Here is a 25,295-nt window from a genome sequence, read left to right as displayed (position 1 = left end):
CACACCTTACCACTGCGGCGTATGCGGTTTCTCCAGCCAGCGGACAAAATCATCCATCGGTAAGGGGCGGCTAATCCAATAACCTTGCAGGAAATTAACACCGCGCTCACGTAGCCAGCGCGCCTGTTCCGGCGTTTCGACCCCTTCAGCAACCGTCAGCATATTGAGACGTTTCGCCAGCGTGAGCACTGCGTCAAGTACCGGAGATGTGACCGTTTCCGTACCTATAGCATTGATAAACCCACGGTCAATTTTCAGATACTCGAGTGTGAAGCGTTCCAGATAGATAAGCGCGCTGTGTCCGGTGCCGAAGTCATCAATAGCAATTTCCACGCCGACAGAGTGCAGCCAGGCGAACAGTTTTGTGGCCTCATGCTCTTTCAGCATATCGCGCTCGGTTATCTCCAGTACAATCTGGAAATGGTGTGCGGGTAGGGAGGCGAGCAGCCGATGTATGTCCGCTTTAAAGCTCTCGCTGTGCAGATGGTCCGGTGCGATATTAATGCCAAACTTTATGCCCACCGGCAGTACGTTTTGTAATTCAGCCGCATCACGGGCTATGAGCTCAAACAGATGCTGGGTCAGCGGAACGATCATCTTTTGCGATTCGGCATATTGAATGAAGGCATCCGGCGGGATTTCACCTGCTACAGGGTGACGCCAGCGTAGTAGCACTTCCAGGCCCGTGACCTGCAGCGTTTGTGTATCAACCACCGGCTGATACACCAGGTAAAATTGCTCACGTTTGATGGCTACCATAATTTCTCTGCCTGGGCGCATACGCACACTCATCAGGTAATAGCAGAGCAGGCCAACGACAGTTCCGCTCATACCGCCCAGTAAAAACGCATACCACACATCGTTCCATGTCCAGTCATCAGCATAAAGCCGAACGGTCAGCGGAAGGCCCGCAATTTTGGTTTCGCGTACTGGTTTGCCGGATAACTCACGGACGTTCATCAAATGCGACGCAAATGTCGAGAGCACGGTATCGCCAATAATGAGTGCGATTCCGTCGAAATCTTGCTGACGAGAGCTATAGAGAAGATACGGCGTCAGGTGCAGATTTAATGCTGCAAAAACGCCGCTATTTTTCAATAAAGGGTTGCGATACCAGATGACGATAGCGGGTTTGTTGGGCACCATTGGCGTGCCAGGTAACATCGCCATATCGACGTCTTTGTTAATATCGAGCGCCGGGATCAACTCATTGAGCGGTATATCCATCTCCCCCGTTGCTGATGAACAAAAGCTCTTTTTATCTTTCACCAGCACAAATGTACGAACATTCATGCTAAACGCCGCGCGGGCAGTCAGTTCAGGGTTAGCCTGCTGACAGGTATCTAAGGTGAGCGGCTGTAGGCGGTCAGTGGTTGATTTCAGGTCGGCGAAATAGGTATCGAGATACTTTTGTACGTCGGTAATCAGTGTGTCGTATTTGACTTCGTGTTTATGCCAGGCGACCAAAAACTGAAGACAGCTGACCAGTATTGCAATCATCACGCCCGCAATAATGCAGGTAAGCAGGATCTTACGTCCGGAAGAGGGAGCGCGTATGAACATGGTTCCGTTAATATTCCTGAGATTACGAAGCGCTGAAGTGTAAGAGAATGACGGGACTATAGCCTGGTTCAAGGCACGTAAACATCATTTTCTATGATGAATGAAAATAAAAAAGCACTGCTTAAGCAGTGCCTTCAGTTAACTCGTCAGGATAGCCAAGGGATTGCATCCAAACGGTTTATTAGCTGCGGCTAAGAACCCGACGTGCTTCGTTGTAACGCTTTTTCCAGTACGGCTCATTCATGCTGGAAATGATAACACCACTGCTGGTGGAAGCATGAACGAACTGATTGTTGCCGATATAAATACCGACATGGCGTCCAGTTGAACCAGCACGGAACAGAACTAAGTCACCTGTACGCAAATTACTGCGGGAAACTGACTTGCCCATTTCCTGCTGTTCATAAGTTGAACGAGGAAGTTCTAAGCCAAATTGTTCGCGGAATGTACGCTGTACGAAACCAGAACAATCGATACCTTTTTTAGTGCTGCCACCCAGACGATAACGGACGCCTTTCCAGTCAGCATACTGATCCATAATTCGCGATTTTACGTCGACATTACGAACCAGGTTTTCAAATTCATCCTGAGAAGCTTGCAGTGATGATGTTTCACTACCCACTGCACGTGTCTCAGGATGCATATTCTTTGCGGTGTTATTTGCACTACATGCAGAAAGCAGAACCGCTACTGCAATCGCGGGAATCCCGCGCAAGATATATCTCAAAATCGGTTGAGATTTGACCATGTTGTTTGTTTTCCCTTGAAGTCCTTAACGACAAATATCGTTATAAAAAAATGCCAAGCGACACGAGACTAATTACCTGGGCATGTTGAAACAATTCCTTAAGGCCAAATCTGTGGACTAACGCACAAAATTATATGCTGTGAGGATAATCTACTGCCGAGGCAAAACGAGTTCGAGATTACCCGATTGACGCGGTCTTGGCGAGTGGTTTTACATGATTTTTTATAAGAAAAAGTGATACAGAAAGTTAATAAACGGGATTGGTCAATTAAAGTACGATAGGCTAAAAGATGCGCAATCCATTCATTTGCTTAGAGAATGATTATTTCACTTAATGAGCGAGAGCAAAGTCGCACATCATCAGGATTATCTTCACTATGAAAATAAACCTGACAATGTTAATTACTGTGAGTTATTTGTTTTATGAATGTTTATTTTTGCCAGGGAGTGATTTGTCAAAAAAGGCGATTAATCGATCACTTAGAGGGGTCATTAGCCACCAGGGCAACCCAATCAATATCACCGTCATGGAACCGACAATGATATCGGTAAACCAATGTGCGCCAATCATCACTCTGGGAAATGCAAAAACCACAAATATAATAAGGGCGATTACTCCTGCGACTTTTCCGAAATATCGCCACATAAAAGCGGAAAAAATAAGCAGCATCATGCCATGATCGCCGGGAAAACTATCTCGTGAGGCATCTTTCGTTGGAACAGAGAGCAGTTCGCTGACGCGGTTAATATCTGTAAAGGTCAATGTCGGACTGGCTCGTTTTACCGGAATCAATGCCTGACCCAACTGATTTAATACCACTGCGGTAAACAGCATAACCAGACCAATAATCACAATACGTCGTCTGCCGGGCGCGTTTTCTTTCAGCCAGAAACTCAGCATCAGTATTCCCATCGCCAGCAGTGAACAACCGTCGAAAGCGCGATTATTAGTCAACGCAACCAACCATAAAAAAGTCTTGCTTTCGACCAGTTTCTGATTAAAAAAATAAAAAATATCCGCATCAATCGGCAACCAGAATCCATGATTGACGGGAATGTACCAGGAAAGAAACAGCGCGAGGCCGACAATATTTAACAGCGCTATTTGCGGCAAATTTTTGATCATATTTTCTCTAATTATCTTACTGAAAAACGCAGGCAACCTTACGCGTTGGTCGCTAAACGAAGCTTCAACAGCGTGCTCTGTAAGGCGTTCCAGTCAGTTTCGCTGCTGGAAATCAGCTCAATGCGGCTATCCGGTGGTGCAACGTTTTGCGTTTCAATGTGCAGGTCATCGCCCTGACGGTTGATGCGCACAAGGCCTTCTGGTATCCGCATTACGCCTTTTACGCGTCCGACCGGCGCAAGTCGCGCCCATTCAAGGATGCCAATGGTGTCGAACACGGTATCCGCGTCGAATATCCAACCGCAGGCCTGGTGTCCTTGTCCGCTATTCAGACTGCGACGCCAGCGTTGATGCTCTGGCAGGCTTAATGCCGCTAATCCTTTTTTCTCGTTATGTTGATGCGAATGGGCCGCGCTGGCGGGCAACTCAGTTAAATTTCGACGAGGTAAATCCAGAAGATGGCCTTCAATTTGCCCATGATCGCTGTGAATTAATTGCCGTTCGCCACCGTTTTGTTGCCACCAGCGTTGTAACGCTTGCTCGCTTTCGGGCGTAGCACGGTCGGATTTATTGGCGACAATGATGTCTGCGGCTGCCAGTTGATCACGGAAGTTTTCATTGCTGACGCTTTTTTCGTCCAGCAGCAGGCGCGGATCGAGAATGCACAACGTAGCGCGCAGATCGATCCACGGTTCATAGACCGGCGCGGTTAACAGATCGAGGATCTGTTTCGGATGACCCAGTCCGGTCGGCTCTATCAGCAAGCGGTCAGGTTTTCCCTGGCGCAGCAAGGTATTCAGCCCCACCTGCATCGGTAAGCCATTGACGCAACACATGCAGCCACCGGGGATCTCTTTTAGCAAAGCGCCACTATCTGCGAGCAAAGCGCCGTCAATTCCGACTTCACCAAATTCATTAACCAGAACTGCCCATTTTTCGTTTGGATCTTTGTGGGCTAGCAGATGAAGAATAGAGGTTGTTTTCCCGCTGCCGAGAAAACCGGTGATGAGGTTGGTCCTGGTCACAACGGCTCCGCAATAATCAGATGAGTTAACTGTGCGTTAATCCTGGCTAAAAAAGCCGGAAAAGAGAAGAGAGAGGGCGGACGAAGCGATACTCCATCCGCTTTAACCGCAGAAATCGTTAAATTTTGAGGGTGTTTAATAGCGCCTGATGCGCGCCAAACTGCGCGATTTGTTGCCAGGCTTGTTCGATGGCCTGCACAAAATGCGGATTATCTGGCAGGTCATCACCGAATACTTCACGCAAAGAAAGCAGGGCGGTGACGCGTTGTTCATTGCTACTGCCTGCAACGAGGTCGTGAATTTTATCGTAAAGTGGATCGCGGACATCGATAGCTTTTCCGACATCATCAACGCCGCTCACATAGCGCATCCAGCCTGCGACGCCTAATGCCAGTAATGGCCAGTTTGTTTCTCTGGCCAGATGAATGCGAATCCCTGCTAACATACGTTGCGGTAATTTCTGACTGCCATCCATCGCGATTTGCCAGGTCTTATGTTTCAGCGCCGGATTGGCAAAACGTTCAATTAACGTATCCGCATAGTATGTTAAATCGACATCTTTAATCCGCAGCGTTGGCGCTTGCTCTTCCAGCATTAACGTTCTGGCGGCATGGCGAAACGCGCGGTCTTGCATGCAATCACTGATATGAGCGAATCCAGCCAGGTAGCCCAGATAAGCGAGAAAAGAGTGACTGCCATTAAGCATGCGCAGTTTCATCTCTTCCCACGGCAGGACATCATTCACCATTTGCACACCTGCAACTTCCCAGGCTGGACGCCCTGCGACGAAGTTATCTTCCACCACCCACTGGATAAAAGGCTCGCAGCTAATTGCACAGGGATCATTCACGCCCAGATATTGGCTAATTTCTGCCAGTGATTCTTCCGTTGCCGCCGGGACGATACGATCGACCATGGTTCCCGGAAAGCTGACGTGCTCTTTAATCCACTCGGCAAGTTCTGGAGAGCGTTTTTCAGCCATCCCCAGCACCGCGTTTTTCACCACATGGCCATTGTCGGGAATATTATCGCAGGAAAGTACGGTAAACGGCGCAAGGCCACGTTCGCGACGGCGTTTCAGTGCTTCGACGAGAATGCCTGGCGCGGAGTGAGGTTCTTCCGGGCTTTGTAAGTCGTGAATAATCCGCGAATTGTTGGTGTCGAGCGCACCGGTAGCCGGGTCGATACAATAACCTTTTTCGGTAATGGTCAGGGAAACAATTGCCACCTGCGGTTCGCAAAATTTCTCAATAATCGCTGCTAAGGAATCCAGTTTTGCATTCAGGCATTCATGAACGGCCCCGACAATAATCGCCTGATTGCCGTCTGCGCCTTTCTCCAGCACGGTATATAAATGGTCCTGTTCGCGAAGTTGGCTCATTAGCCGATCGCCGCTGAACAAACTGATTTCACAGATCCCCCAATCGCTGCCCTGGGCATTCAGCACACGGTCGGTCAGTAACGCCTGATGTGCGCGGTGAAAGGCACCAAAACCAAAATGAACGATACGGGATTTCAATTGCTGGCGATCGTAGCGTGGAGTGTGAATGTGAGGCGGGAACGTAGTGGAGGCAATTGTGTTCATAGAAGTCACGTCTTAGTAACGATTGGTTAACAACGCTAGTGTAAAGTTATATGACAGCAATTGAAATTGGTCTGTATTGTTAATGCGATGAAGTGTGAGGGCGATCAATTTACAAGTGAATATTGCGGGCGAAAGGTGTTCAGGAAGCGCAAAATGAAGGATTGGTATAATAAATTAAAAAAGGGACCGCCTGAGCAGTCCCTTTTCTGAATGTGGCTGAAGTTAGTCAGCACGCCCCATATAACGGCGTTCTTCGATATGGATGCGGATTTTTTCGCCCGGGCTTAAGTATTCTGGTACCTGAATCACCAGGCCGGTGCTCAATGTCGCCGGTTTGTTACGGGCGCTGGCAGAAGCACCTTTGATGCCAGGAGCGGTTTCAACGATTTCCAGATCAACAGTCTGCGGCAGTTCAAGCGCCAGCAGTTGACCGTCCCAGGTCAGAACCTGCATGTCAGGCATGCCGCCTTCCGGCATAAACAGCAGTTCTTCTTCAATCTGATCTTTAGTGAAGGTATACGGGGTATAGTCTTCTTTATCCATAAAGACATATTCGTTGCCATCGACGTAGGAGAAGTCAACGTAGCGGCGGGTCAGCGTCACGGTATCAACGATATCATCGCCTTTAAAGCGTTCTTCCACTTTCAGCCCAGTACGGACGTCTGAAAAACGCATTTTGTACAGCGTAGCGGCACCGCGGGCGGTAGGCGACTGAATATCAATGTCCTTAACCAGCAGCAGTTTGCCGTTGTAATTCAGTACCATACCTTTTTTAATTTCGTTCGCTCTTGGCATCGAAAAATTCCTGTTGTCGAAAATGTCAAAAATATCGCGACAAACTACTCGCGACGGGCCTTTCAGGCAAGTGGTATTCGCACTTTTGCTGGTGCCCAAAAGGTGGTAAGGTGCGCGCTCCTCAATCCGGTGGTTAACCTTAAGAGAACAACGTATGGAATGCCGTCCGGGTTGCGGGGCGTGTTGCACCGCCCCCTCAATCTCCAGTCCTATTCCCGGTATGCCTGATGGCAAGCCCGCTAACACGCCCTGTATTCAGCTTGATGAACAACAACGCTGTAAAATTTTCACATCTCCATTACGACCGAAAGTTTGCGCAGGCTTACAGGCCAGTGCTGAAATGTGCGGTAACACGCGTCAGCAGGCCATGACCTGGCTTATCGATCTGGAAATGCTGACCGCGCCTTAAACATCTTTAATCCGCAGCAAGCAAAACAGAGTGGCAATAACCATCACCATCGCAAACCAGAACACCGCGTGATAATTCCAGATCTCGGCGACTACGCCCGCCACTGAACCAGCGATGATCCAGCCCACGCGCGACGTATTGGTATAGAGCGTGGTTGCTGAACCTGCCTGACCGGGCATCAGGTCCTGGAAATAGAGCATCCCGATACCGCCCAGAATGCCGATAAAAATAGCATTCAGCAGCTGTAAGCCCAACAGAATGACAGGTGAATGCGCCATCAGCATACCCGCGTAAAAGCAGACGCCACCTACGGCGGCAACGCGCATTAAGAAGCGCTTACCCAGACGTTTGGCAAAATATCCGGCAATCAACATGGTCGGGATTTCCAGCCCGGCGGCGGTCCCCATCATCACGCCCGCCAGTTTCTCAGGAAGATGCAGTTCGTTGATAATAAACAGCGGCATGTTGATGATGTACAGGCTGTTCGAGCCCCACATCAATGTACAAATCAGAAACAACAGCAGCGTATCGCGACGGTTATGGCGTGGGGCTTCAACCGTGTCAGTTGCCAGCGGCACCTCTTTTTGCATCGACGGTAAAAACAACCACACCATCACGCCGCAGACAATAAACGCCACCGCCGCGCTGAGATACATCACCGTAAAGCTGAATCCCATCGCTAAGGCATAAGCCAGCGGCGGGCCTATGACCCACGCTAACGAAACCTGGGCGCGTAAAAAAGAGCTGAACATCACCGCTTCACGCCCGGTTTTGTCGGCATGTTCACGGGCAAGAGCAAACATTTGCGGGTTGGCGGTAGAGCCAAAACTGCTTAAAAAAACGCCGATGAATAACAAAACAAAATAGTTGCGATTCCAGGCAAAAAGGGTACAGGCCAACACGCCTAACAGGCAGCAAAAGACAATCAGCGATTTACGATCGCCGCGTTTATCAGAGCGTCCGGCGAGAAATTGACTGACCAGAATTCCGATAACGGCACTACCAGTAAAGAAGAATCCCACCATCGCCGGGCGCGCGTGCACCTCATCAGTGAGGAAAATACTTAGCGTCGGGGTTTGCAGAGCACCTGCAATACCGGTGAGAAAGGCAACAATTAAAAACGCCGTTGACGTCAGGTCAAACGATTTCGCGCTGGAAACTGCGGGGGAGTTATGCATGCTGGTCGTTCAGTGAAAGATGAAGACGCGGAGTTTACGCTGCCTGTCAGAAAATAAACAGTCAGTGAAATCAAACTCGCCACGAATAATCAAAATGGCATTTCACTCTTGCTGATCCTCTGCTGACGCCACTGAAATGCTACTGCTGATGGCTAATTTCGCTGTCAGCATTTCAGAATTTTGGCAAAAAAATGTGCAGCGCATCAAACTTTTGGACATAATTTAGCGGCTTCCCTTGCGTGCTGAAGAAGAAGTATTATTCTTTATTGAAACGTTTCAGCGCGATCTTGTCTTTAATCCTAAGCCAGGTTGGCGCTTTTTTTCTCATAGAAGCTGAATCGTTTCAATTCAGCAAGAGAGGAGAACTATGTTCCAGTTATCCGTACAGGACATCCATCCGGGCGAGAAGGCCGGAGACAAAGAAGAGGCGATTCGCAAGGTCGCCGCGGCGCTGGTGCAGGCCGGTAATGTAGCTGAAGGCTACGTCAATGGCATGCTGGCGCGCGAACAGCAAACCTCAACCTTTCTCGGCAATGGTATTGCTATTCCACACGGTACGACCGACACCCGCGATCAGGTGCTGAAAACCGGCGTTCAGGTATTTCAGTTCCCGGAAGGCGTTACCTGGGGTGAAGGTCAGGTTGCGTACGTGGCGATAGGTATTGCCGCCAGCTCCGATGAACATCTGGGCTTGCTGCGCCAACTAACTCATGTACTGAGCGATGATTCCGTTGCTGAACAATTAAAGTCAGCTACCACCGCAGAAGAACTGCGCGCATTGCTGATGGGTGAAAAGCAAAGTGAGCAGCTGAAGCTCGATAACGAAATGCTGACGCTGGATATCGTTGCCAGTGATTTGCTGACCCTGCAAGCGTTAAACGCCGCTCGTCTGAAAGAAGCGGGCGCAGTTGACGCTACCTTCGTCACCAAAGCCATCAATGAACAGCCGCTGAACCTCGGACAGGGCATCTGGCTGAACGATAGCGCCGAAGGCAATCTGCGTAGCGCGATTGCGGTAAGCCGTGCGGCAAATTCTTTTGATGTGGAAGGCGAAACGGCAGCCATGCTGGTGAGTGTGGCGATGAATGACGATCAGCCTCTCGCAGTACTTAAGCGCCTGAGCTCCCTGCTGCTCGACAACAAAGCTGACCGCCTGCTGAAAGCGGATGCGGCAACGTTGCTGGCGCTGCTGACCAGCGATGATGCGCCGACCGACGACGTGTTAAGCGCGGAGTTTGTGGTGCGCAATGAACACGGCCTGCATGCCCGTCCAGGCACCATGCTGGTCAATACCATTAAACAATTTAACAGTGATATTACCGTGACAAACCTTGATGGCACCGGCAAACCGGCAAACGGACGTAGTCTGATGAAAGTTGTAGCACTTGGCGTTAAGAAAGGTCATCGCCTACGCTTTACCGCCCAGGGACCAGACGCTGAACAGGCGCTGAACGCCATTGGCGACGCCATCGCCGCAGGTCTTGGGGAGGGCGTGTAATGAGCAGACGTGTTGCTACGATCACCCTTAATCCGGCTTATGACCTTGTTGGTTTTTGCCCGGAAATTGAACGCGGCGAAGTGAACCTGGTGAAAACCACCGGTCTGCATGCGGCGGGTAAAGGCATCAACGTGGCCAAAGTATTAAAAGACCTGGGAATTGATGTCACCGTTGGCGGCTTCCTGGGGAAAGACAATCAGGATGGTTTTCAGCAACTGTTCAGTGAGCTGGGCATTGCCAACCGTTTCCAGGTTGTACAGGGGCGTACCCGCATTAATGTCAAGTTGACGGAAAAAGACGGCGAAGTGACCGACTTCAACTTCTCGGGTTTTGAAGTCACTCCAGCCGACTGGGAACGTTTTGTGACGGATTCTCTGAGCTGGCTTGGTCAGTTCGATATGGTCTGTGTCAGCGGTAGTTTACCATCAGGCGTCAGCCCGGAAGCTTTCACCGACTGGATGACTCGCCTGCGTAGTCAGTGTCCTTGCATTATCTTTGATAGTAGCCGTGAAGCGTTAGTGGCAGGTTTGAAAGCAGCACCGTGGCTGGTGAAACCAAACCGCCGTGAGTTGGAAATCTGGGCGGGCCGTAAACTGCCTGAAATGAAAGATGTGATTGAAGCTGCGCATGCGCTGCGTGAACAAGGTATTGCGCATGTCGTCATTTCACTGGGTGCCGAAGGCGCGCTTTGGGTTAATGCCTCCGGCGAATGGATCGCCAAACCACCGTCAGTCGATGTCGTAAGCACCGTTGGTGCAGGGGATTCTATGGTTGGTGGGCTGATTTATGGCTTGCTGATGCGTGAATCCAGTGAACACACACTGCGTCTGGCGACAGCTGTTGCTGCCCTGGCGGTAAGTCAAAGCAATGTGGGTATTACCGATCGTCCGCAGTTGGCCGCAATGATGGCGCGCGTCGACTTACAACCTTTTAACTGACAGCAGGAGAGGCATAATGAAAACGCTGCTGATTATTGACGCTAATCTCGGTCAGGCACGCGCCTATATGGCGAAGACCCTGCTGGGCGCGGCGGCGCGAAAAGCAAAACTGGAAATCATCGACAATCCTAACGATGCTGAAATGGCGATTGTACTCGGTGATTCCATCCCTAACGACAGCGCGCTGAACGGTAAAAATGTCTGGCTGGGCGATATTTCCCGGGCCGTTGCGCACCCTGAGCTGTTCCTGAGTGAAGCCAAAGGCCATGCGAAACCTTACACTGCGCCGGTAGCCGCTACAGCGCCGGTTGCTGCCAGCGGGCCGAAACGCGTGGTTGCGGTGACTGCTTGCCCAACTGGTGTAGCTCACACTTTTATGGCGGCAGAAGCCATTGAAACCGAAGCTAAAAAACGTGGCTGGTGGGTGAAAGTTGAAACTCGTGGCTCTGTAGGCGCGGGTAATGCCATCACGCCTGAAGAAGTGGCAGCGGCGGATCTGGTGATTGTGGCGGCAGATATTGAAGTCGATCTGGCGAAATTTGCTGGTAAACCGATGTATCGCACCTCTACCGGTCTGGCGCTGAAGAAAACCGCGCAGGAACTGGATAAAGCCGTTGCTGAAGCAACGCCGTACGAACCAGCAGGCAAAGCTCAAACGGCGGCGACGGAAGGCAAGAAAGAGAGTGCAGGCGCGTATCGTCACTTGCTGACGGGCGTTTCCTACATGTTGCCGATGGTGGTTGCTGGCGGTCTGTGTATCGCGCTTTCTTTTGCTTTTGGTATCGAAGCGTTTAAAGAGCCGGGTACGCTGGCTGCGGCGCTGATGCAGATTGGTGGCGGTTCAGCCTTTGCGCTGATGGTACCGGTACTGGCGGGTTATATTGCCTTCTCTATTGCCGATCGTCCGGGCCTCACGCCTGGTCTGATTGGCGGTATGCTGGCAGTCAGCACGGGTTCTGGTTTCATTGGCGGTATTATCGCGGGCTTCCTGGCAGGTTACATCGCGAAGTTAATCAGTACCCAATTGAAATTGCCACAGAGTATGGAGGCGCTGAAACCGATTTTGATCATTCCGCTGGTATCCAGCCTGGTGGTTGGCCTGGCGATGATCTACCTGATCGGTAAACCGGTTGCAGGTATCCTCGAAGGTCTGACCCACTGGCTGCAAACCATGGGTACTGCGAATGCGGTGCTGCTGGGTGCGATCCTTGGCGGCATGATGTGTACTGACATGGGCGGCCCGGTGAACAAAGCGGCGTACGCGTTTGGTGTGGGTCTGCTGAGTACCCAAACCTATGGCCCAATGGCGGCGATTATGGCGGCAGGTATGGTGCCACCGCTGGCAATGGGGCTGGCAACAATGGTGGCGCGTCGCAAATTCGATAAAGCGCAACAGGAAGGCGGCAAAGCAGCTCTGGTTCTGGGACTGTGCTTTATTTCCGAAGGTGCAATTCCGTTTGCGGCCCGTGACCCGATGCGAGTGCTGCCGTGCTGTATCGTTGGTGGGGCATTGACTGGCGCAATCTCAATGGCGATTGGTGCGAAACTGATGGCACCGCACGGTGGTCTGTTTGTTCTGCTGATCCCGGGGGCTATTACGCCGGTACTGGGTTACCTGGTGGCAATTATTGCCGGTACGCTGGTGGCGGGTTTGGCCTATGCCTTCCTGAAACGTCCGGAAGTGGACGCGGTAGCGAAAGCAGCATAATAAAACGTGAACAATAGGGCAGAAATTTCCTGCCCTGAATCATTTGATGATAGCAGGGTGATTGACAAGTTCTTAATGGTAACTATATGAATTTATATGGTTTACCTTTAAGTCGAAATCTGAAATATTCATCAAACATCAACGTTGTTTCCTCAAGGGCAGATTAATTTCTGCCCTTTTTTATTGTTCCCATTCTGTGCATCCCGTCACAAATTCTTCGTTTTTTAAATCCATACATTTAATAGCGTTTTGTGAGCCTGTTCAAATCTGCCCATTTTGCCCATCTGGCGGCGATTTACTTTAAGTAAAACATGCATACTATGAGCACATGTTTAAATATGAACACATGTTTAAACGTTATTTGCAGTACCTATATTCTTGTGGATTGACAGAGTTGGTAATTTTTTACCAGAGGACGTGCTATGCGCGAAAAGGAATATGTCGTAATTATAGGTTCGGCGAATATTGATGTCGCCGGATATTCACATGAATCATTAAATTATGCGGATTCAAATCCAGGTAAAATAAAATTTACTCCTGGTGGAGTAGGCCGCAATATCGCGCAAAATCTGGCGTTGCTGGGGAATAAAGTCTGGCTACTGAGCGCTGTAGGCAGTGATTTTTATGGCCAATCGCTCCTGACGCAAACCAATCAATCCGGTGTTTATGTCGATAAATGCCTGATTGTGCCAGGGGAAAATACGTCGAGCTATTTATCATTGCTCGATAATACCGGTGAAATGCTGGTTGCTATAAATGACATGAATATTAGTAACTGTATTTCCGCGGAATATCTCGCACAGCACCGTGAATTTATCCAGGGGGCAAAGGCCATTGTCGCAGACTGTAATATCAGTGAAGAGGCGTTGGTCTGGATTCTGGATAATGCCGTCGACGTACCTGTATTTGTCGATCCTGTTTCGGCATGGAAATGTGTCAAAGTGCGCGATCGTCTAAGCCAGATCCACACGCTGAAGCCAAACCGTCTGGAAGCAGAAACTCTGAGCGGGATTGCGCTGTCAGGGCGTGAAGATGTGGCAAAAGTTGCCGCCTGGTTCCATCAACATGGCCTGAACCGATTAGTACTGAGTATGGGCGGAGACGGTGTTTACTACAGTGAAATCGGCGGTGAAAGCGGCTGGTCTGCACCGATTAAAACCAATGTCATTAATGTTACCGGAGCGGGCGATGCCATGATGGCAGGTCTTGCATCGTGTTGGGTCGACGGAATGCCGTTTGCCGAATCTGTTCGTTTTGCACAGGGATGTTCGTCAATGGCGCTCTCCTGTGAATACACCAATAACCCCAATTTATCGATTGCCAACGTTATATCGTTAGTGGAGAACGCAGAATGTCTGAATTAAACATTTCCCCTGAATTATTACAAATTTCCCCGGAAGTACAGGACGCTTTAAAAAACAAAAAACCGGTAGTTGCGCTGGAATCGACCATTATTTCTCACGGGATGCCGTTCCCACAAAATGCCCAAACGGCAATTGAAGTAGAAGAAACTATTCGTAAGCAGGGGGCCGTTCCTGCAACAATCGCCATTATCGGCGGCGTAATGAAAGTAGGTTTAAGCAAAGAAGAAATTGAATTACTGGGCCGCGAAGGGCACAACGTAACCAAAGTTAGCCGTCGCGATTTACCTTTTGTGGTCGCAGCCGGAAAAAATGGTGCTACTACCGTCGCATCAACGATGATTATTGCGGCACTTGCCGGAATTAAAGTATTTGCCACCGGCGGTATTGGTGGGGTACATCGCGGGGCGGAACATACCTTCGATATTTCTGCCGATTTACAGGAACTGGCGCACACCAATGTCACCGTAGTGTGTGCCGGGGCGAAATCTATTCTCGATTTAGGCTTAACCACCGAATATTTAGAAACTTTCGGTGTGCCGTTAATTGGCTATCAGACCAAAGCGCTGCCGGCGTTTTTCTGCCGTACCAGCCCGTTTGACGTCAGCATTCGTCTCGACAGTGCCACAGAAATTGCCCGCGCGATGGCGGTGAAATGGCAAAGCGGTCTGAACGGTGGCCTGGTGGTAGCGAATCCGATCCCGGAACAGTTTGCTATGCCGGAACACACCATTAATGCGGCGATTGATCAGGCAGTGGCTGAAGCCGAAGCGCAGGGCGTTATCGGTAAAGAAAGTACACCATTCCTGCTGGCGCGTGTGGCGGAATTAACCGGCGGCGACAGCCTGAAATCCAACATCCAGCTGGTGTTCAACAACGCCATTCTGGCGAGCGAAATTGCCAAAGAATACCAGCGTCTCGCAGGTTAATTTCTGACGGGCAGAAAGCCGTCGCCCGTACCGATCATACATACCGAAACCTGGCGCTGGCGCCGGGTTTATTGGCATGAAGGGAAAATCCTTATGGATATAATGAGAAGTTTGGTAGGGATGGTGGTATTGCTGGCAATTGCATTTGTGTTGTCGGTAAATAAAAAAAGCATCAGTTTGCGCACGGTTGGGGCCGCGCTGCTGCTGCAAATCGCCATTGGCGGCATCATGCTCTATTTTCCACCGGGAAAATGGGCGGTAGAGCAGGCGGCATTAGGCGTCCATAAAGTGATGTCCTACAGTGACGCCGGAAGTGCCTTTATTTTTGGCTCGCTGGTGGGGCCGAAAATGGATGTCTTATTCGACGGCGCGGGCTTTATCTTCGCCTTTCGCGTACTCCCGGCGATTATCTTCGTCACAGCGCTTATCAGCCTGCTGTACTACATTGGCGTAATGGGACTGCTAATTCGCATTCTTGGCAGCATTTTCCAGAAAGCCCTTAACATCAGCAAAATCGAGTCTTTTGCTGCAGTTACGACGATTTTCCTCGGGCAAAACGAGATCCCGGCGATCGTTAAACCGTTCATCGATCGCATGAATCGCAACGAGCTGTTTACCGCAATTTGTAGCGGGATGGCGTCTATTGCCGGTTCGATGATGATTGGTTATGCCGGAATGGGCGTGCCGATTGACTACCTGTTAGCGGCATCGCTGATGGCTATCCCCGGCGGTATTTTGTTTGCGCGTATTCTTAGCCCAGCAACCGAGCCTTCACAGGTGACATTTGAAAACCTGTCGTTCAGCGAAACGCCGCCAAAAAGCTTTATCGAAGCGGCGGCGAGCGGAGCTATGACCGGGCTGAAAATTGCCGCAGGTGTGGCGACGGTGGTGATGGCGTTTGTGGCGATTATTGCGCTGATCAACGGCATTATCGGCGGAATTGGCGGCTGGTTTGGTTTTGCCAATGCATCTCTGGAAAGTATTTTTGGTTATGTGCTGGCACCGTTGGCGTGGATCATGGGCGTGGACTGGAGCGATGCTAACCTTGCAGGTAGCCTGATTGGGCAAAAACTGGCGATTAACGAATTTGTTGCTTACCTGAGTTTCTCACCGTATCTGCAAACAGGTGGTACGCTGGAAGTGAAAACAGTGGCGATTATCTCCTTTGCGCTGTGTGGTTTTGCTAACTTTGGTTCTATCGGCGTTGTTGTTGGGGCGTTCTCGGCTATTTCGCCAAAACGCGCTCCAGAAATCGCCCAGCTTGGTTTACGGGCGCTGGCAGCGGCGACGCTTTCCAATTTGATGAGTGCGACTATTGCCGGGTTCTTTCTTGGGCTGGCGTAATGCTCGATTTGTAGGCCGGATAAGACGCATCAAGCGTCGCATCCGACAATCGCACTATTGCAAATGATTTTTACTGCATCATCCCGGAGAATTTATTCTCCGGGTCCATTTCCAGCGCCAATCCTAACAACTGCTTTCTGTTTTTAATTAAATACCCTTTCTGACTTTTAATTAATAAACCGTCGTGAATGAATTGCGCGAGAACATATAACAGGTGCCGATAAGAAACACCTAAATACTCTGCCGCTTGTGTGTGTTTTTCGTGATAAAGATCACCTTCTTGCGAAAGTAATATAAATGCTGCCAGGCGATTCACTAACGGAAATGATTGATTCTGCGTTAGAGAAACAATATTACGATAATTTTTATGGCTTAAGGTGACGCAGAGCTTTCGTAAAAACAGTGTGTCGTTTAATAACAGCGGACGGTAATGTTTCATGGGGAGTGCAAGGCACCAACACTCTTCAATAGCCTGTACCGCACGCGGTTCATGATCTTTATCGATTAGCTCAATCTCACCAATAAAACAGGGCGCGGCAAAGAAATCAATTAGCGATACGCGGCCATTGGCTAGCGTGGCGTAAAGCCTGGCGCGGCCTCGCGTCAGGTAAAACAGCCAGGACGGTTGTTGGCCTTCCTGCACAATGTAGTCCCGTGCTAAAAAGTGAAATAACCGCGTGTCGGTAGAAACATCTGTTGAAAAGCACTCCTTAAATGCGGATTCGTTAATCAGTTGTTGCTTCAATTCATTATTGTGGATTTCTTTCACGATGTTTATCCGCTATGAGATTTCTCATATTTAGCATACGTACGCTGTTGTTAAGATTCAATCATCGGCCGGTAGAAATTTCTTTGCTGTAGCAAAAAATAACGCAACTGGAAACAGAGGAAATAAACAATGGAAAAAAGAAAAATTATTCTGGATTGTGATCCGGGTCATGATGATGCTATTGCTATAATGATGGCGGCGAAACATCCAGCGATTGATTTATTAGGTATCACCATTGTGGCGGGTAATCAAACCCTCGATAAAACATTAATTAATGGCCTGAATGTTTGCCAGAAACTGGAGATTAATGTTCCGGTTTATGCGGGGATGCCGCAACCTATTATGCGCAAACAAATTGTTGCCGATAATATTCACGGAGAAACCGGACTGGATGGCCCGGTATTCGAGCCGCTGACCCGTAAAGCTGAAAGCACCCATGCGGTGAGATACATCATCGATACCCTGATGGCAAGCGAAGGCGATATCACTCTGGTGCCGGTCGGTCCGTTGTCAAATATCGCGGTGGCAATGCGCATGCAACCGGCAATTCTGCCGAAAATCCGAGAAATTGTGCTAATGGGCGGCGCTTACGGTACAGGTAACTTCACGCCGTCTGCCGAGTTCAACATCTTTGCCGACCCGGAAGCCGCACGCGTAGTGTTCACCTCCGGCGTTCCGTTGGTGATGATGGGGCTCGATCTCACTAACCAGACCGTTTGCACCCCAGATGTGATTGCGCGGATGGAAAGGGCCGGTGGCCCTGCCGGGGAGCTGTTCAGCGACATCATGAATTTCACTCTCAAAACGCAGTTCGAAAACTACGGTCTGGCTGGCGGCCCGGTGCATGACGCCACTTGCATTGGCTATCTGATTAACCCTGATGGCATTAAAACCCAGGAGATGTACGTCGAAGTGGACGTCAACAGCGGCCCTTGCTACGGGCGCACGGTCTGCGACGAACTGGGCGTTCTCGGCAAGCCCGCTAATACAAAAGTCGGCATCACTATTGATACCGACTGGTTCTGGGGCTTAGTCGAAGAGTGCGTTCGCGGCTACATCAAAACCCATTAAGTGTTGATAACAAACCGGGCCAGTATCGCTAGATGCAAGTCCGGCTTTTTCTGATGGGCAGAAAGCCGTCGCCCAAAATGACATGAAGAGATAATAACTATGGATGTCATGAGAAGTGTTCTGGGAATGGTGGTATTGCTGACGATTGCGTTTTTACTGTCAGTAAATAAGAAGAAGATCAGTCTGCGTACCGTTGGCGCGGCGTTGGTGTTACAGGTCGTGATTGGCGGCATTATGCTGTGGCTACCACCGGGGCGTTGGGTCGCAGAAAAAGTCGCTTTTGGCGTCCACAAAGTAATGGCGTACAGCGATGCAGGTAGCGCTTTTATCTTCGGTTCGCTGGTCGGGCCGAAAATGGACACCCTGTTTGATGGCGCAGGATTTATCTTTGGTTTCAGAGTATTACCGGCAATTATCTTTGTCACCGCACTGGTGAGTATTCTCTACTACATCGGTGTGATGGGGATCTTGATTCGCATTCTTGGCGGTATCTTCCAGAAAGCATTAAATATCAGCAAGATCGAGTCATTCGTCGCGGTCACTACTATTTTCCTTGGGCAAAACGAAATTCCGGCGATTGTGAAACCTTTTATCGATCGTCTGAATCGCAATGAGCTGTTTACGGCTATTTGCAGCGGTATGGCCTCAATTGCCGGTTCGACGATGATTGGTTACGCCGCACTGGGCGTACCTGTGGAGTATTTGCTGGCGGCATCATTAATGGCGATCCCTGGCGGGATCTTGTTTGCTCGCTTGTTAAGTCCGGCCACGGAATCTTCTCAGGTTTCCTTTAATAACCTCTCTTTCACCGAAACTCCGCCAAAAAGTATTATTGAAGCGGCAGCGACAGGGGCGATGACCGGGCTGAAAATCGCGGCGGGTGTGGCGACAGTGGTCATGGCATTTGTTGCCATCATTGCGTTAATTAACGGTATTGTCGGCGGCGTTGGAGGCTGGTTCGGTTTTGAGCATGCCTCGCTGGAGTCAATTTTAGGTTATCTGCTGGCCCCGCTGGCATGGGTGATGGGTGTCGACTGGAGTGATGCGAATCTGGCCGGAAGTTTGATTGGGCAGAAGCTGGCGATCAATGAATTTGTCGCTTACCTCAATTTCTCGCCATATCTGCAAACGGGTGGCACTCTGGATGCTAAAACCGTGGCGATTATTTCTTTTGCACTATGCGGTTTTGCTAACTTTGGTTCTATCGGGGTAGTGGTTGGGGCATTTTCTGCGGTTGCGCCACACCGTGCGCCGGAAATCGCCCAGCTTGGTTTACGGGCGCTGGCGGCGGCGACGCTTTCCAACTTGATGAGTGCGACCATTGCCGGATTCTTTATTGGTTTAGCTTGAGTGTCATTGCCTGATGCGCAAGCTATCAGGCCTACATTTACTTGCTGAAATTGCCTGATTTGTAGGCCGGATAAGACGCGTTAAGCGTCGAATCCGGCAACATTGTTACACCATCGGTACTAATGAAAGCGCGTTATCGGCAGACAGGGTAGGGTTATTTATGCTGCCGCTGGCGCGTGAAATCGCCGCGCAAGCCATCGCAAAACGGGCGCTATCACGGAAATTGCTTCCTTCAAGAAAGCTATACACCAGGCCCGCCATAAAACCATCGTCAGCGCCAAAACTGTCTACTGTTGTATGTGTTGGTGCGGTCAGCAAAAATTGTTCGCCATCCTTTTCGCTGCAATAAACAGACTCATCGGGTAAATAAACAAACAGTTGCTGAACACCTTGCTGATGTAATGCATTCACTGCGGCATTACGGTCAGCATCGCTGGTGATGGCCTGGCCCCATAAAATTTCCAGCTCCGGCAAAGTGGGTTTCAGAGTGTGAATATGCGCCAGCCAGTGTTTGATTTTGCCCGCTTTAAATTCTGAAACGGTATCGACAAACACCGGGATTTCATCGGCAAGGGTGAAGACCCACTCCAGCGCTTCGGCAGTCAGGTTACAATCTGCCAGCACCACGCCCGCATGACGAAGTAAATCGCGCGACCCGTTCAGTAGTTGCGGAGTCAACTGTTCCAGCAGATGGGTATCGTTAATCGCCAGCACGGTTTCATCGTCTTGATTGGCAATTGCCAGATATGTTGACGTACTTTGGCCGTGTAAACGAACGCAGCCGGAGACATTCACTCCGGCACGGCGCGTTTCTTCCAGGAGCATTTCGCCATAAAAGTCATCGCCAATCACTGAAAGCAAATGAACGTCGCGTCCTAACAGCGCCAGATTGTGGGCGATATTGCGCCCAACGCCGCCCGCCGAGCAATGAATTGTACCGGGATTAGAAGCCGCTTGCGGATAACAGATATCCGCCATCCCGCGAATATCCATATTGATTGTCCCCACCACTACGCAGTATTCCTGCTCGGTGAGAATGTAACCTTTGCCTTTAATCCGCCCTTTGCGCATTAAATCCATAATATGCGCTGCTACGCGCGAGCGGCTGATTTGTAGCATATCCGCAATTTCATTCTGCTGAATCAGCGGGTTACGCCGTAAAATTGCAAGGATTTCCTTCTCCCGGTTGTTCATCTTCAGGCTACCGCTTTTTCAGTTTGTTGCGCTTTCAGCCAGGCGATCTCTTCTGCCCAGATATCCGGGTTGATGGTTTCGAGGATCAACGGAATGCCGTCGAAGCGGTCGTCCTGCATGATCCAGCGGAACGCATCATGACCGATATTGCCTTCGCCGAGGCTATGATGGCGGTCAACGCGGCTGCCAAAGGTGCTTTTCGCATCGTTAAGGTGCATCCCGCGCAGATACTTAAAGCCAACAATACGGGCAAAATCAGCGAACGTTTTCTCGCATTCGGCAGGAGTACGCAAATCATACCCGGCAGCGAAAGCATGGCAGGTATCAATGCAGACGCCGACGCGGGATTTATCTTCTACGCCGTCGATAATCGCCGCGAGATGTTCGAATTTAAACCCTAAGTTGCTGCCCTGACCGGCAGTATTTTCTATCACCGCGGTCACACCTTGTGTTTTATCCAGCGCAATGTTGATAGATTCGGCAATGCGCGCAAGGCAATCCTCTTCTGAAATCTGCATCAGATGGCTGCCGGGGTGGAAGTTGAGCAAAGAAAGTCCCAGCTGCTCGCAACGCTGCATTTCATCAATAAACGCATCGCGCGATTTTTCCAGGGCTTCAGCGACCGGATGTCCGAGGTTAATCAGATAACTGTCGTGGGGAAGAATTTGCGCCGACGTGTAGTGATATTTTTCACAGGCGGCTTTGAATTCATCGATGGTTTGCGTCGTGAGCGGTGCGGCACGCCACTGACGTTGGTTTTTGGTGAACAAGGCAAACGCGGTTGCGTCGATTTCGGCGGCGCGAATTGCGGCATTTGCCAGACCGCCAGCAGCACTAACGTGCGCTCCAATGTATTTCATGCGAGGACTCCTGTTAAACCCGCTGGAGGAAAACGGTAATGATAGCGGGTTAACAGGAGCAAGATGTAGTGGTTTATGCGATGACGCTTTGAATCACATAGTTAATCGCACCACCACCAACAATCAGCCAGGCAAACAGTACCAGTGCCATCAGCAGAGGTTTCGCCCCGGCTTTTTTCAGCGCGCTGACGTGAGTGGTCAGACCCAACGCCGCCATCGCCATTGCCAGCAGGAAGGTATCCAGCGTTACCAGCATGTTCACCACGCTCTGCGGTAACAGGTGGAACGAGTTAAAGATAGCAACGACGATGAACAAGATGGCAAACCACGGAATAGTGATTTTGCTTTTCTCGCCGCTGTTCGCCCCAGACAGCTGTTTAACACGCGCCGCCAGCAGGATGAGGAACGGAGCCAGCATCATCACGCGCAGCATTTTGGAAATAACTGCTGCGTTTTCTGCATCCGGGCTGATGGCATGACCTGCCGCCACCACCTGCGCCACTTCGTGCACAGTAGAACCAATGTAGATACCGAAAGTTTCCGGACTAAACCATTGAGTCATCAGCGGATATATCGCCGGGTAGAGGAAAATCGCGACGGTCCCGAAGATAACAACGGTTGCAACAGCCACGGTTACTTTACTGGCTTCTGCTTTCACTACCGGCTCAGTCGCCAGTACCGCGGCAGCACCACAGATGCTGCTACCGGCACCGATCAACCAGCTGGTGTGCTTATCCAGACCAAACACTTTCTGCCCCAGGAAGCAAGCCAGCAGGAAGGTACTGGACAGCGTCAGCACGTCAATGATGATCCCACTGATACCGACATCGGCAATTTGCGAGAACGTCAGACGGAAGCCATAAAGAATGATACCCAGACGTAATAAATATTGCTTGGCAAACAGCACGCCACCGTCACAGCTTTTCCAGATGTGCGGATAGATGGTGTTGCCTAAAACCATCCCCAACAAGATTGCGAGGGTGAGGGCACTAAACCCGGCACCCGCAACCGCGGGAATGGAACCACCCCACAGGGCGACCCCGGTGATAACTGCACTCAGGGCTAACCCCGGAATAAAATGCCACAGTGTACGATGTTGTTTCTGTAAGGTGATATTCGTCATAACCCTCTCCTTTAACCGGGCATAAGGTTACGACTAACTGGTTTAAAAATAAAATTGATTATATATTTATAATTAATCTTTATAAGTGGTAAGCGACTATGCACATCACCCTCCGGCAGTTGGAAGTTTTTGCAGAAGTATTGAAAAGTGGATCAACCACCCAGGCGTCGGTGATGCTGGCGTTGTCGCAATCAGCAGTGAGCGCAGCCTTGACCGACCTGGAAGGGCAGCTTGGCGTTCAACTGTTTGATCGCGTGGGGAAAAGACTGGTTGTTAATGAACACGGGCGGCTGCTCTATCCGCGTGCGTTGGCACTGCTTGAACAGGCGGTTGAAATCGAACAACTGTTTCGCGAAGACAACGGCGCGATTCGTATCTATGCCAGTAGTACCATCGGTAACTACATTCTGCCTGCAGTTATCGCCCGTTATCGCCATGATTATCCGCAGTTGCCGATTGAACTTAGCGTTGGGAATAGCCAGGACGTGATGCAAGCGGTGCTGGATTTCCGCGTTGATATTGGCTTTATTGAAGGACCGTGCCACAGCACTGAAATCATTTCTGAACCGTGGCTGGAAGACGAGCTGGTGGTTTTCGCCGCGCCGACTTCGCCGTTGGCTCGTGGTCCGGTCACCTTAGAACAGCTGGCCGCTGCGCCGTGGATCCTGCGTGAACGCGGTTCCGGCACGCGGGAGATTGTCGATTATCTGTTGCTGTCACATTTACCGAAGTTTGAGATGGCGATGGAATTAGGTAACTCCGAGGCAATCAAACATGCGGTGCGTCATGGGTTGGGAATTAGTTGCCTGTCGCGACGGGTGATTGAAGATCAATTGCAGGCAGGCACATTAAGTGAAGTTGCGGTCCCTCTGCCGCGCCTGATGCGTACGTTGTGGCGTATACATCATCGGCAAAAACACCTTTCCAACGCGCTACGGCGCTTTCTGGACTATTGCGATCCCGCGAATGTACCGCGTTAATTCGCTGTACAAGAACATGCTGGTGCTGTGTCGATTTCGTGACGCAGCGCCCTCAGCATGCATTCGCCAGAAAAGAGATTGGCTGCTTTACTTATAATCCCTGGGCGATCATGAAGGTGTCTTATAACCGTGTATTTCTGCCGGAAGGATTGCCAATCGTCTGCTACAATCGCGCCTCATTTTTAAGATGGATAGCATTTTTGTATGGGTTCCGAAACTAAAACTACAGAAGCGCCGGGCTTACGCCGTGAATTAAAGGCGCGCCACCTGACGATGATTGCCATTGGCGGTTCCATCGGTACGGGTCTTTTCGTTGCCTCTGGCGCAACGATTTCTCAGGCAGGTCCGGGCGGGGCATTGCTCTCGTATATGTTGATTGGCCTGATGGTTTACTTCCTGATGACCAGTCTCGGTGAACTGGCGGCATATATGCCAGTTTCCGGTTCTTTTGCCACTTACGGTCAGAACTATGTTGAAGAAGGCTTTGGCTTCGCGCTGGGCTGGAACTACTGGTACAACTGGGCGGTAACTATTGCCGTTGACCTGGTTGCTGCGCAGCTGGTCATGAGCTGGTGGTTCCCGGACACCCCAGGCTGGATCTGGAGTGCGTTGTTCCTCGGCATTATCTTCCTGCTGAACTACATCTCAGTTCGTGGCTTTGGTGAGGCGGAATACTGGTTCTCACTGATTAAAGTCACAACGGTCATTGTCTTTATCATTGTCGGCGTGATGATGATTATCGGTATCTTCAAAGGTGCGCAGCCTGCGGGCTGGAGCAACTGGACGATTGGCGAAGCACCCTTTGCTGGTGGTTTTGCTGCGATGATCGGCGTAGCAATGATTGTTGGCTTCTCTTTCCAGGGAACTGAACTGATTGGTATTGCTGCGGGCGAGTCTGAAGATCCGGCGAAAAACATTCCGCGCGCAGTACGTCAGGTGTTCTGGCGAATCCTGCTGTTCTATGTGTTCGCAATCCTGATAATCAGCCTGATCATTCCATACACCGATCCGAGCCTGCTGCGTAACGATGTGAAAGACATCAGCGTCAGCCCGTTCACCCTGGTGTTCCAGCACGCGGGTCTGCTCTCTGCAGCGGCGGTGATGAACGCGGTTATTCTGACGGCAGTTCTGTCAGCGGGTAACTCCGGTATGTATGCGTCTACCCGTATGCTGTACACCCTGGCGTGTGACGGTAAAGCGCCGCGCATTTTTGCTAAACTGTCGCGTGGCGGCGTACCGCGTAACGCACTGTATGCGACCACGGTAATTGCCGGTCTGTGCTTCCTGACCTCCATGTTTGGTAACCAGACGGTATACCTGTGGCTGCTGAACACCTCCGGTATGACAGGCTTTATCGCCTGGCTGGGAATTGCGATCAGCCATTATCGTTTCCGTCGCGGTTATGTGTTGCAGGGGCATGATATTAACGATCTGCCGTACCGTTCGGGCTTCTTCCCGCTGGGACCGATCTTCGCTTTTGTGCTGTGCCTGATTATCACTCTGGGCCAGAACTACGAAGCGTTCCTGAAAGACACTATCGACTGGGGTGGCGTAGCGGCAACCTATATCGGCATCCCGCTGTTCCTCATGATCTGGTTTGGTTATAAGCTGATTAAAGGAACCCACTTCGTACGCTACAGCGAAATGAAGTTCCCGCAGAACGATAAGAAATAAGTTTTCCCCCTTCCTTATAAAGCCCTCTCAATCGAGAGGGCTTTTTCTTTTCCTTGATATTCATGCG

22 protein-coding genes are annotated in these 25,295 nt (G+C 50.4%); 11 read left to right on the top strand and 11 right to left on the bottom strand.

Annotated features, from left to right (window positions below; translation table 11 throughout):
• Nucleotides 1–6: 6 nt before the first annotated feature.
• The 6 genes from H9644_RS10020 to yeiP all read right to left on the bottom strand — a co-directional run bounded on the left by H9644_RS10020 (nt 7) and on the right by yeiP (nt 6,842).
• Nucleotides 7–1,563 (bottom strand): cyclic di-GMP phosphodiesterase, encoded by a 1,557-nt coding sequence (locus H9644_RS10020; RefSeq protein ID WP_191774414.1) that lies wholly within the window; start codon nt 1,561–1,563, stop codon nt 7–9.
• A gap of 181 nt (nt 1,564–1,744) precedes the next feature.
• Nucleotides 1,745–2,311 carry a bifunctional murein DD-endopeptidase/murein LD-carboxypeptidase gene (gene mepS / locus H9644_RS10015; RefSeq protein ID WP_000241011.1) on the bottom strand — a complete coding sequence of 189 codons (567 nt, stop codon included), beginning with the start codon at nt 2,309–2,311 and terminating at the stop codon, nt 1,745–1,747.
• Between the two features lie 421 nt (nt 2,312–2,732).
• The gene (gene lpxT, locus H9644_RS10010; RefSeq protein WP_191774412.1) at nt 2,733–3,437 is read right to left on the bottom strand and encodes a Kdo(2)-lipid A phosphotransferase; all 705 of its coding nucleotides are present in this window, start codon (nt 3,435–3,437) and stop codon (nt 2,733–2,735) included.
• A gap of 38 nt (nt 3,438–3,475) precedes the next feature.
• Nucleotides 3,476–4,462 (bottom strand): zinc-binding GTPase YeiR, encoded by a 987-nt coding sequence (gene yeiR, locus H9644_RS10005; RefSeq protein WP_191774410.1) that lies wholly within the window; start codon nt 4,460–4,462, stop codon nt 3,476–3,478.
• 118 nt (nt 4,463–4,580) lie between these two features.
• Nucleotides 4,581–6,047, bottom strand: a complete 1,467-nt coding sequence (locus tag H9644_RS10000) for a mannitol dehydrogenase family protein (protein WP_191774408.1) — start codon at nt 6,045–6,047, stop codon at nt 4,581–4,583.
• A 222-nt stretch (nt 6,048–6,269) separates the two neighbouring features.
• A complete protein-coding gene (gene yeiP, locus H9644_RS09995) occupies nt 6,270–6,842 on the bottom strand; it encodes an elongation factor P-like protein YeiP (protein WP_001136827.1) in 573 nt (190 codons plus the stop codon).
• 154 nt (nt 6,843–6,996) lie between these two features.
• Between yeiP and H9644_RS09990 the strand changes: the two genes are divergently transcribed.
• Nucleotides 6,997–7,251: a YkgJ family cysteine cluster protein gene (locus tag H9644_RS09990; RefSeq protein WP_064526801.1), complete on the top strand. Its 255-nt coding sequence runs from the start codon at nt 6,997–6,999 to the stop codon at nt 7,249–7,251.
• Here H9644_RS09990 and setB read toward each other — a convergent pair.
• The gene (gene setB / locus H9644_RS09985) at nt 7,248–8,429 is read right to left on the bottom strand and encodes a sugar efflux transporter SetB (RefSeq protein ID WP_064526803.1); all 1,182 of its coding nucleotides are present in this window, start codon (nt 8,427–8,429) and stop codon (nt 7,248–7,250) included. The two genes, H9644_RS09990 and setB, sit on opposite strands and share 4 nt — an antisense overlap.
• A gap of 367 nt (nt 8,430–8,796) precedes the next feature.
• Here setB and fruB point away from each other — a divergent pair, with 367 nt between their 5' ends.
• From fruB to H9644_RS09955, 6 genes are all read left to right on the top strand, one after another.
• On the top strand, nt 8,797–9,927 hold the full coding sequence (gene fruB / locus H9644_RS09980) for a fused PTS fructose transporter subunit IIA/HPr protein (protein WP_064526805.1): 1,131 nt from the start codon (nt 8,797–8,799) through the stop codon (nt 9,925–9,927).
• Nucleotides 9,927–10,865 carry a 1-phosphofructokinase gene (gene fruK, locus H9644_RS09975; RefSeq protein ID WP_000091263.1) on the top strand — a complete coding sequence of 313 codons (939 nt, stop codon included), beginning with the start codon at nt 9,927–9,929 and terminating at the stop codon, nt 10,863–10,865. The genes fruB and fruK overlap by 1 nt, the downstream gene beginning before the upstream one ends.
• 16 nt (nt 10,866–10,881) lie before the next feature.
• Nucleotides 10,882–12,573, top strand: a complete 1,692-nt coding sequence (gene fruA, locus H9644_RS09970) for a PTS fructose transporter subunit IIBC (RefSeq protein WP_191774405.1) — start codon at nt 10,882–10,884, stop codon at nt 12,571–12,573.
• 422 nt (nt 12,574–12,995) lie between these two features.
• Complete coding sequence (locus H9644_RS09965; RefSeq protein ID WP_064526809.1) at nt 12,996–13,937, top strand: pseudouridine kinase; 942 nt, start codon at nt 12,996–12,998, stop codon at nt 13,935–13,937.
• Nucleotides 13,925–14,863, top strand: coding sequence for a pseudouridine-5'-phosphate glycosidase (gene psuG, locus H9644_RS09960; protein WP_135521887.1), 939 nt, complete (start codon nt 13,925–13,927; stop codon nt 14,861–14,863). Before H9644_RS09965 ends, psuG begins: the two co-directional genes overlap by 13 nt.
• A gap of 93 nt (nt 14,864–14,956) precedes the next feature.
• Nucleotides 14,957–16,207: a NupC/NupG family nucleoside CNT transporter gene (locus H9644_RS09955; protein ID WP_191774404.1), complete on the top strand. Its 1,251-nt coding sequence runs from the start codon at nt 14,957–14,959 to the stop codon at nt 16,205–16,207.
• Between the two features lie 70 nt (nt 16,208–16,277).
• On the opposite strand, the gene H9644_RS09950 is transcribed toward H9644_RS09955, so the two are convergent.
• Nucleotides 16,278–16,976 carry a transcriptional regulator YeiL gene (locus H9644_RS09950; protein ID WP_064526815.1) on the bottom strand — a complete coding sequence of 233 codons (699 nt, stop codon included), beginning with the start codon at nt 16,974–16,976 and terminating at the stop codon, nt 16,278–16,280.
• Nucleotides 16,977–17,105: 129 nt separating this feature from the next.
• Here H9644_RS09950 and rihB point away from each other — a divergent pair, with 129 nt between their 5' ends.
• Together rihB and H9644_RS09940 are read left to right on the top strand one after the other, a co-directional pair.
• Nucleotides 17,106–18,047 (top strand): ribosylpyrimidine nucleosidase, encoded by a 942-nt coding sequence (gene rihB / locus H9644_RS09945; RefSeq protein WP_064526817.1) that lies wholly within the window; start codon nt 17,106–17,108, stop codon nt 18,045–18,047.
• Between the two features lie 99 nt (nt 18,048–18,146).
• Nucleotides 18,147–19,397 carry a NupC/NupG family nucleoside CNT transporter gene (locus H9644_RS09940; protein WP_064526820.1) on the top strand — a complete coding sequence of 417 codons (1,251 nt, stop codon included), beginning with the start codon at nt 18,147–18,149 and terminating at the stop codon, nt 19,395–19,397.
• 105 nt (nt 19,398–19,502) lie between these two features.
• On the opposite strand, the gene H9644_RS09935 is transcribed toward H9644_RS09940, so the two are convergent.
• The 3 genes from H9644_RS09935 to H9644_RS09925 all read right to left on the bottom strand — a co-directional run bounded on the left by H9644_RS09935 (nt 19,503) and on the right by H9644_RS09925 (nt 22,574).
• Nucleotides 19,503–20,591: a sugar kinase gene (locus tag H9644_RS09935; protein ID WP_191774402.1), complete on the bottom strand. Its 1,089-nt coding sequence runs from the start codon at nt 20,589–20,591 to the stop codon at nt 19,503–19,505.
• Between the two features lie 2 nt (nt 20,592–20,593).
• Nucleotides 20,594–21,451: a deoxyribonuclease IV gene (nfo, locus tag H9644_RS09930; protein WP_000873880.1), complete on the bottom strand. Its 858-nt coding sequence runs from the start codon at nt 21,449–21,451 to the stop codon at nt 20,594–20,596.
• 73 nt (nt 21,452–21,524) lie between these two features.
• Entirely contained in the window at nt 21,525–22,574 is a 1,050-nt protein-coding gene (locus H9644_RS09925) for a YeiH family protein (RefSeq protein WP_191774400.1), read from the bottom strand.
• Nucleotides 22,575–22,672: 98 nt separating this feature from the next.
• On the opposite strand from H9644_RS09925, the gene yieE reads away from it, so the two are divergent.
• On the top strand, nt 22,673–23,554 hold the full coding sequence (yieE, locus tag H9644_RS09920; RefSeq protein ID WP_000548294.1) for a DNA-binding transcriptional regulator YeiE: 882 nt from the start codon (nt 22,673–22,675) through the stop codon (nt 23,552–23,554).
• Between the two features lie 204 nt (nt 23,555–23,758).
• Nucleotides 23,759–25,228 carry a lysine-specific permease gene (gene lysP / locus H9644_RS09915; protein WP_191774398.1) on the top strand — a complete coding sequence of 490 codons (1,470 nt, stop codon included), beginning with the start codon at nt 23,759–23,761 and terminating at the stop codon, nt 25,226–25,228.
• Nucleotides 25,229–25,295 lie beyond the last annotated feature (67 nt).

This window comes from Escherichia whittamii, assembly GCF_014836715.1.
Lineage (GTDB): Bacteria > Pseudomonadota > Gammaproteobacteria > Enterobacterales > Enterobacteriaceae > Escherichia > Escherichia whittamii.
This window is presented reverse-complemented; position numbering and strand designations above follow the sequence as displayed.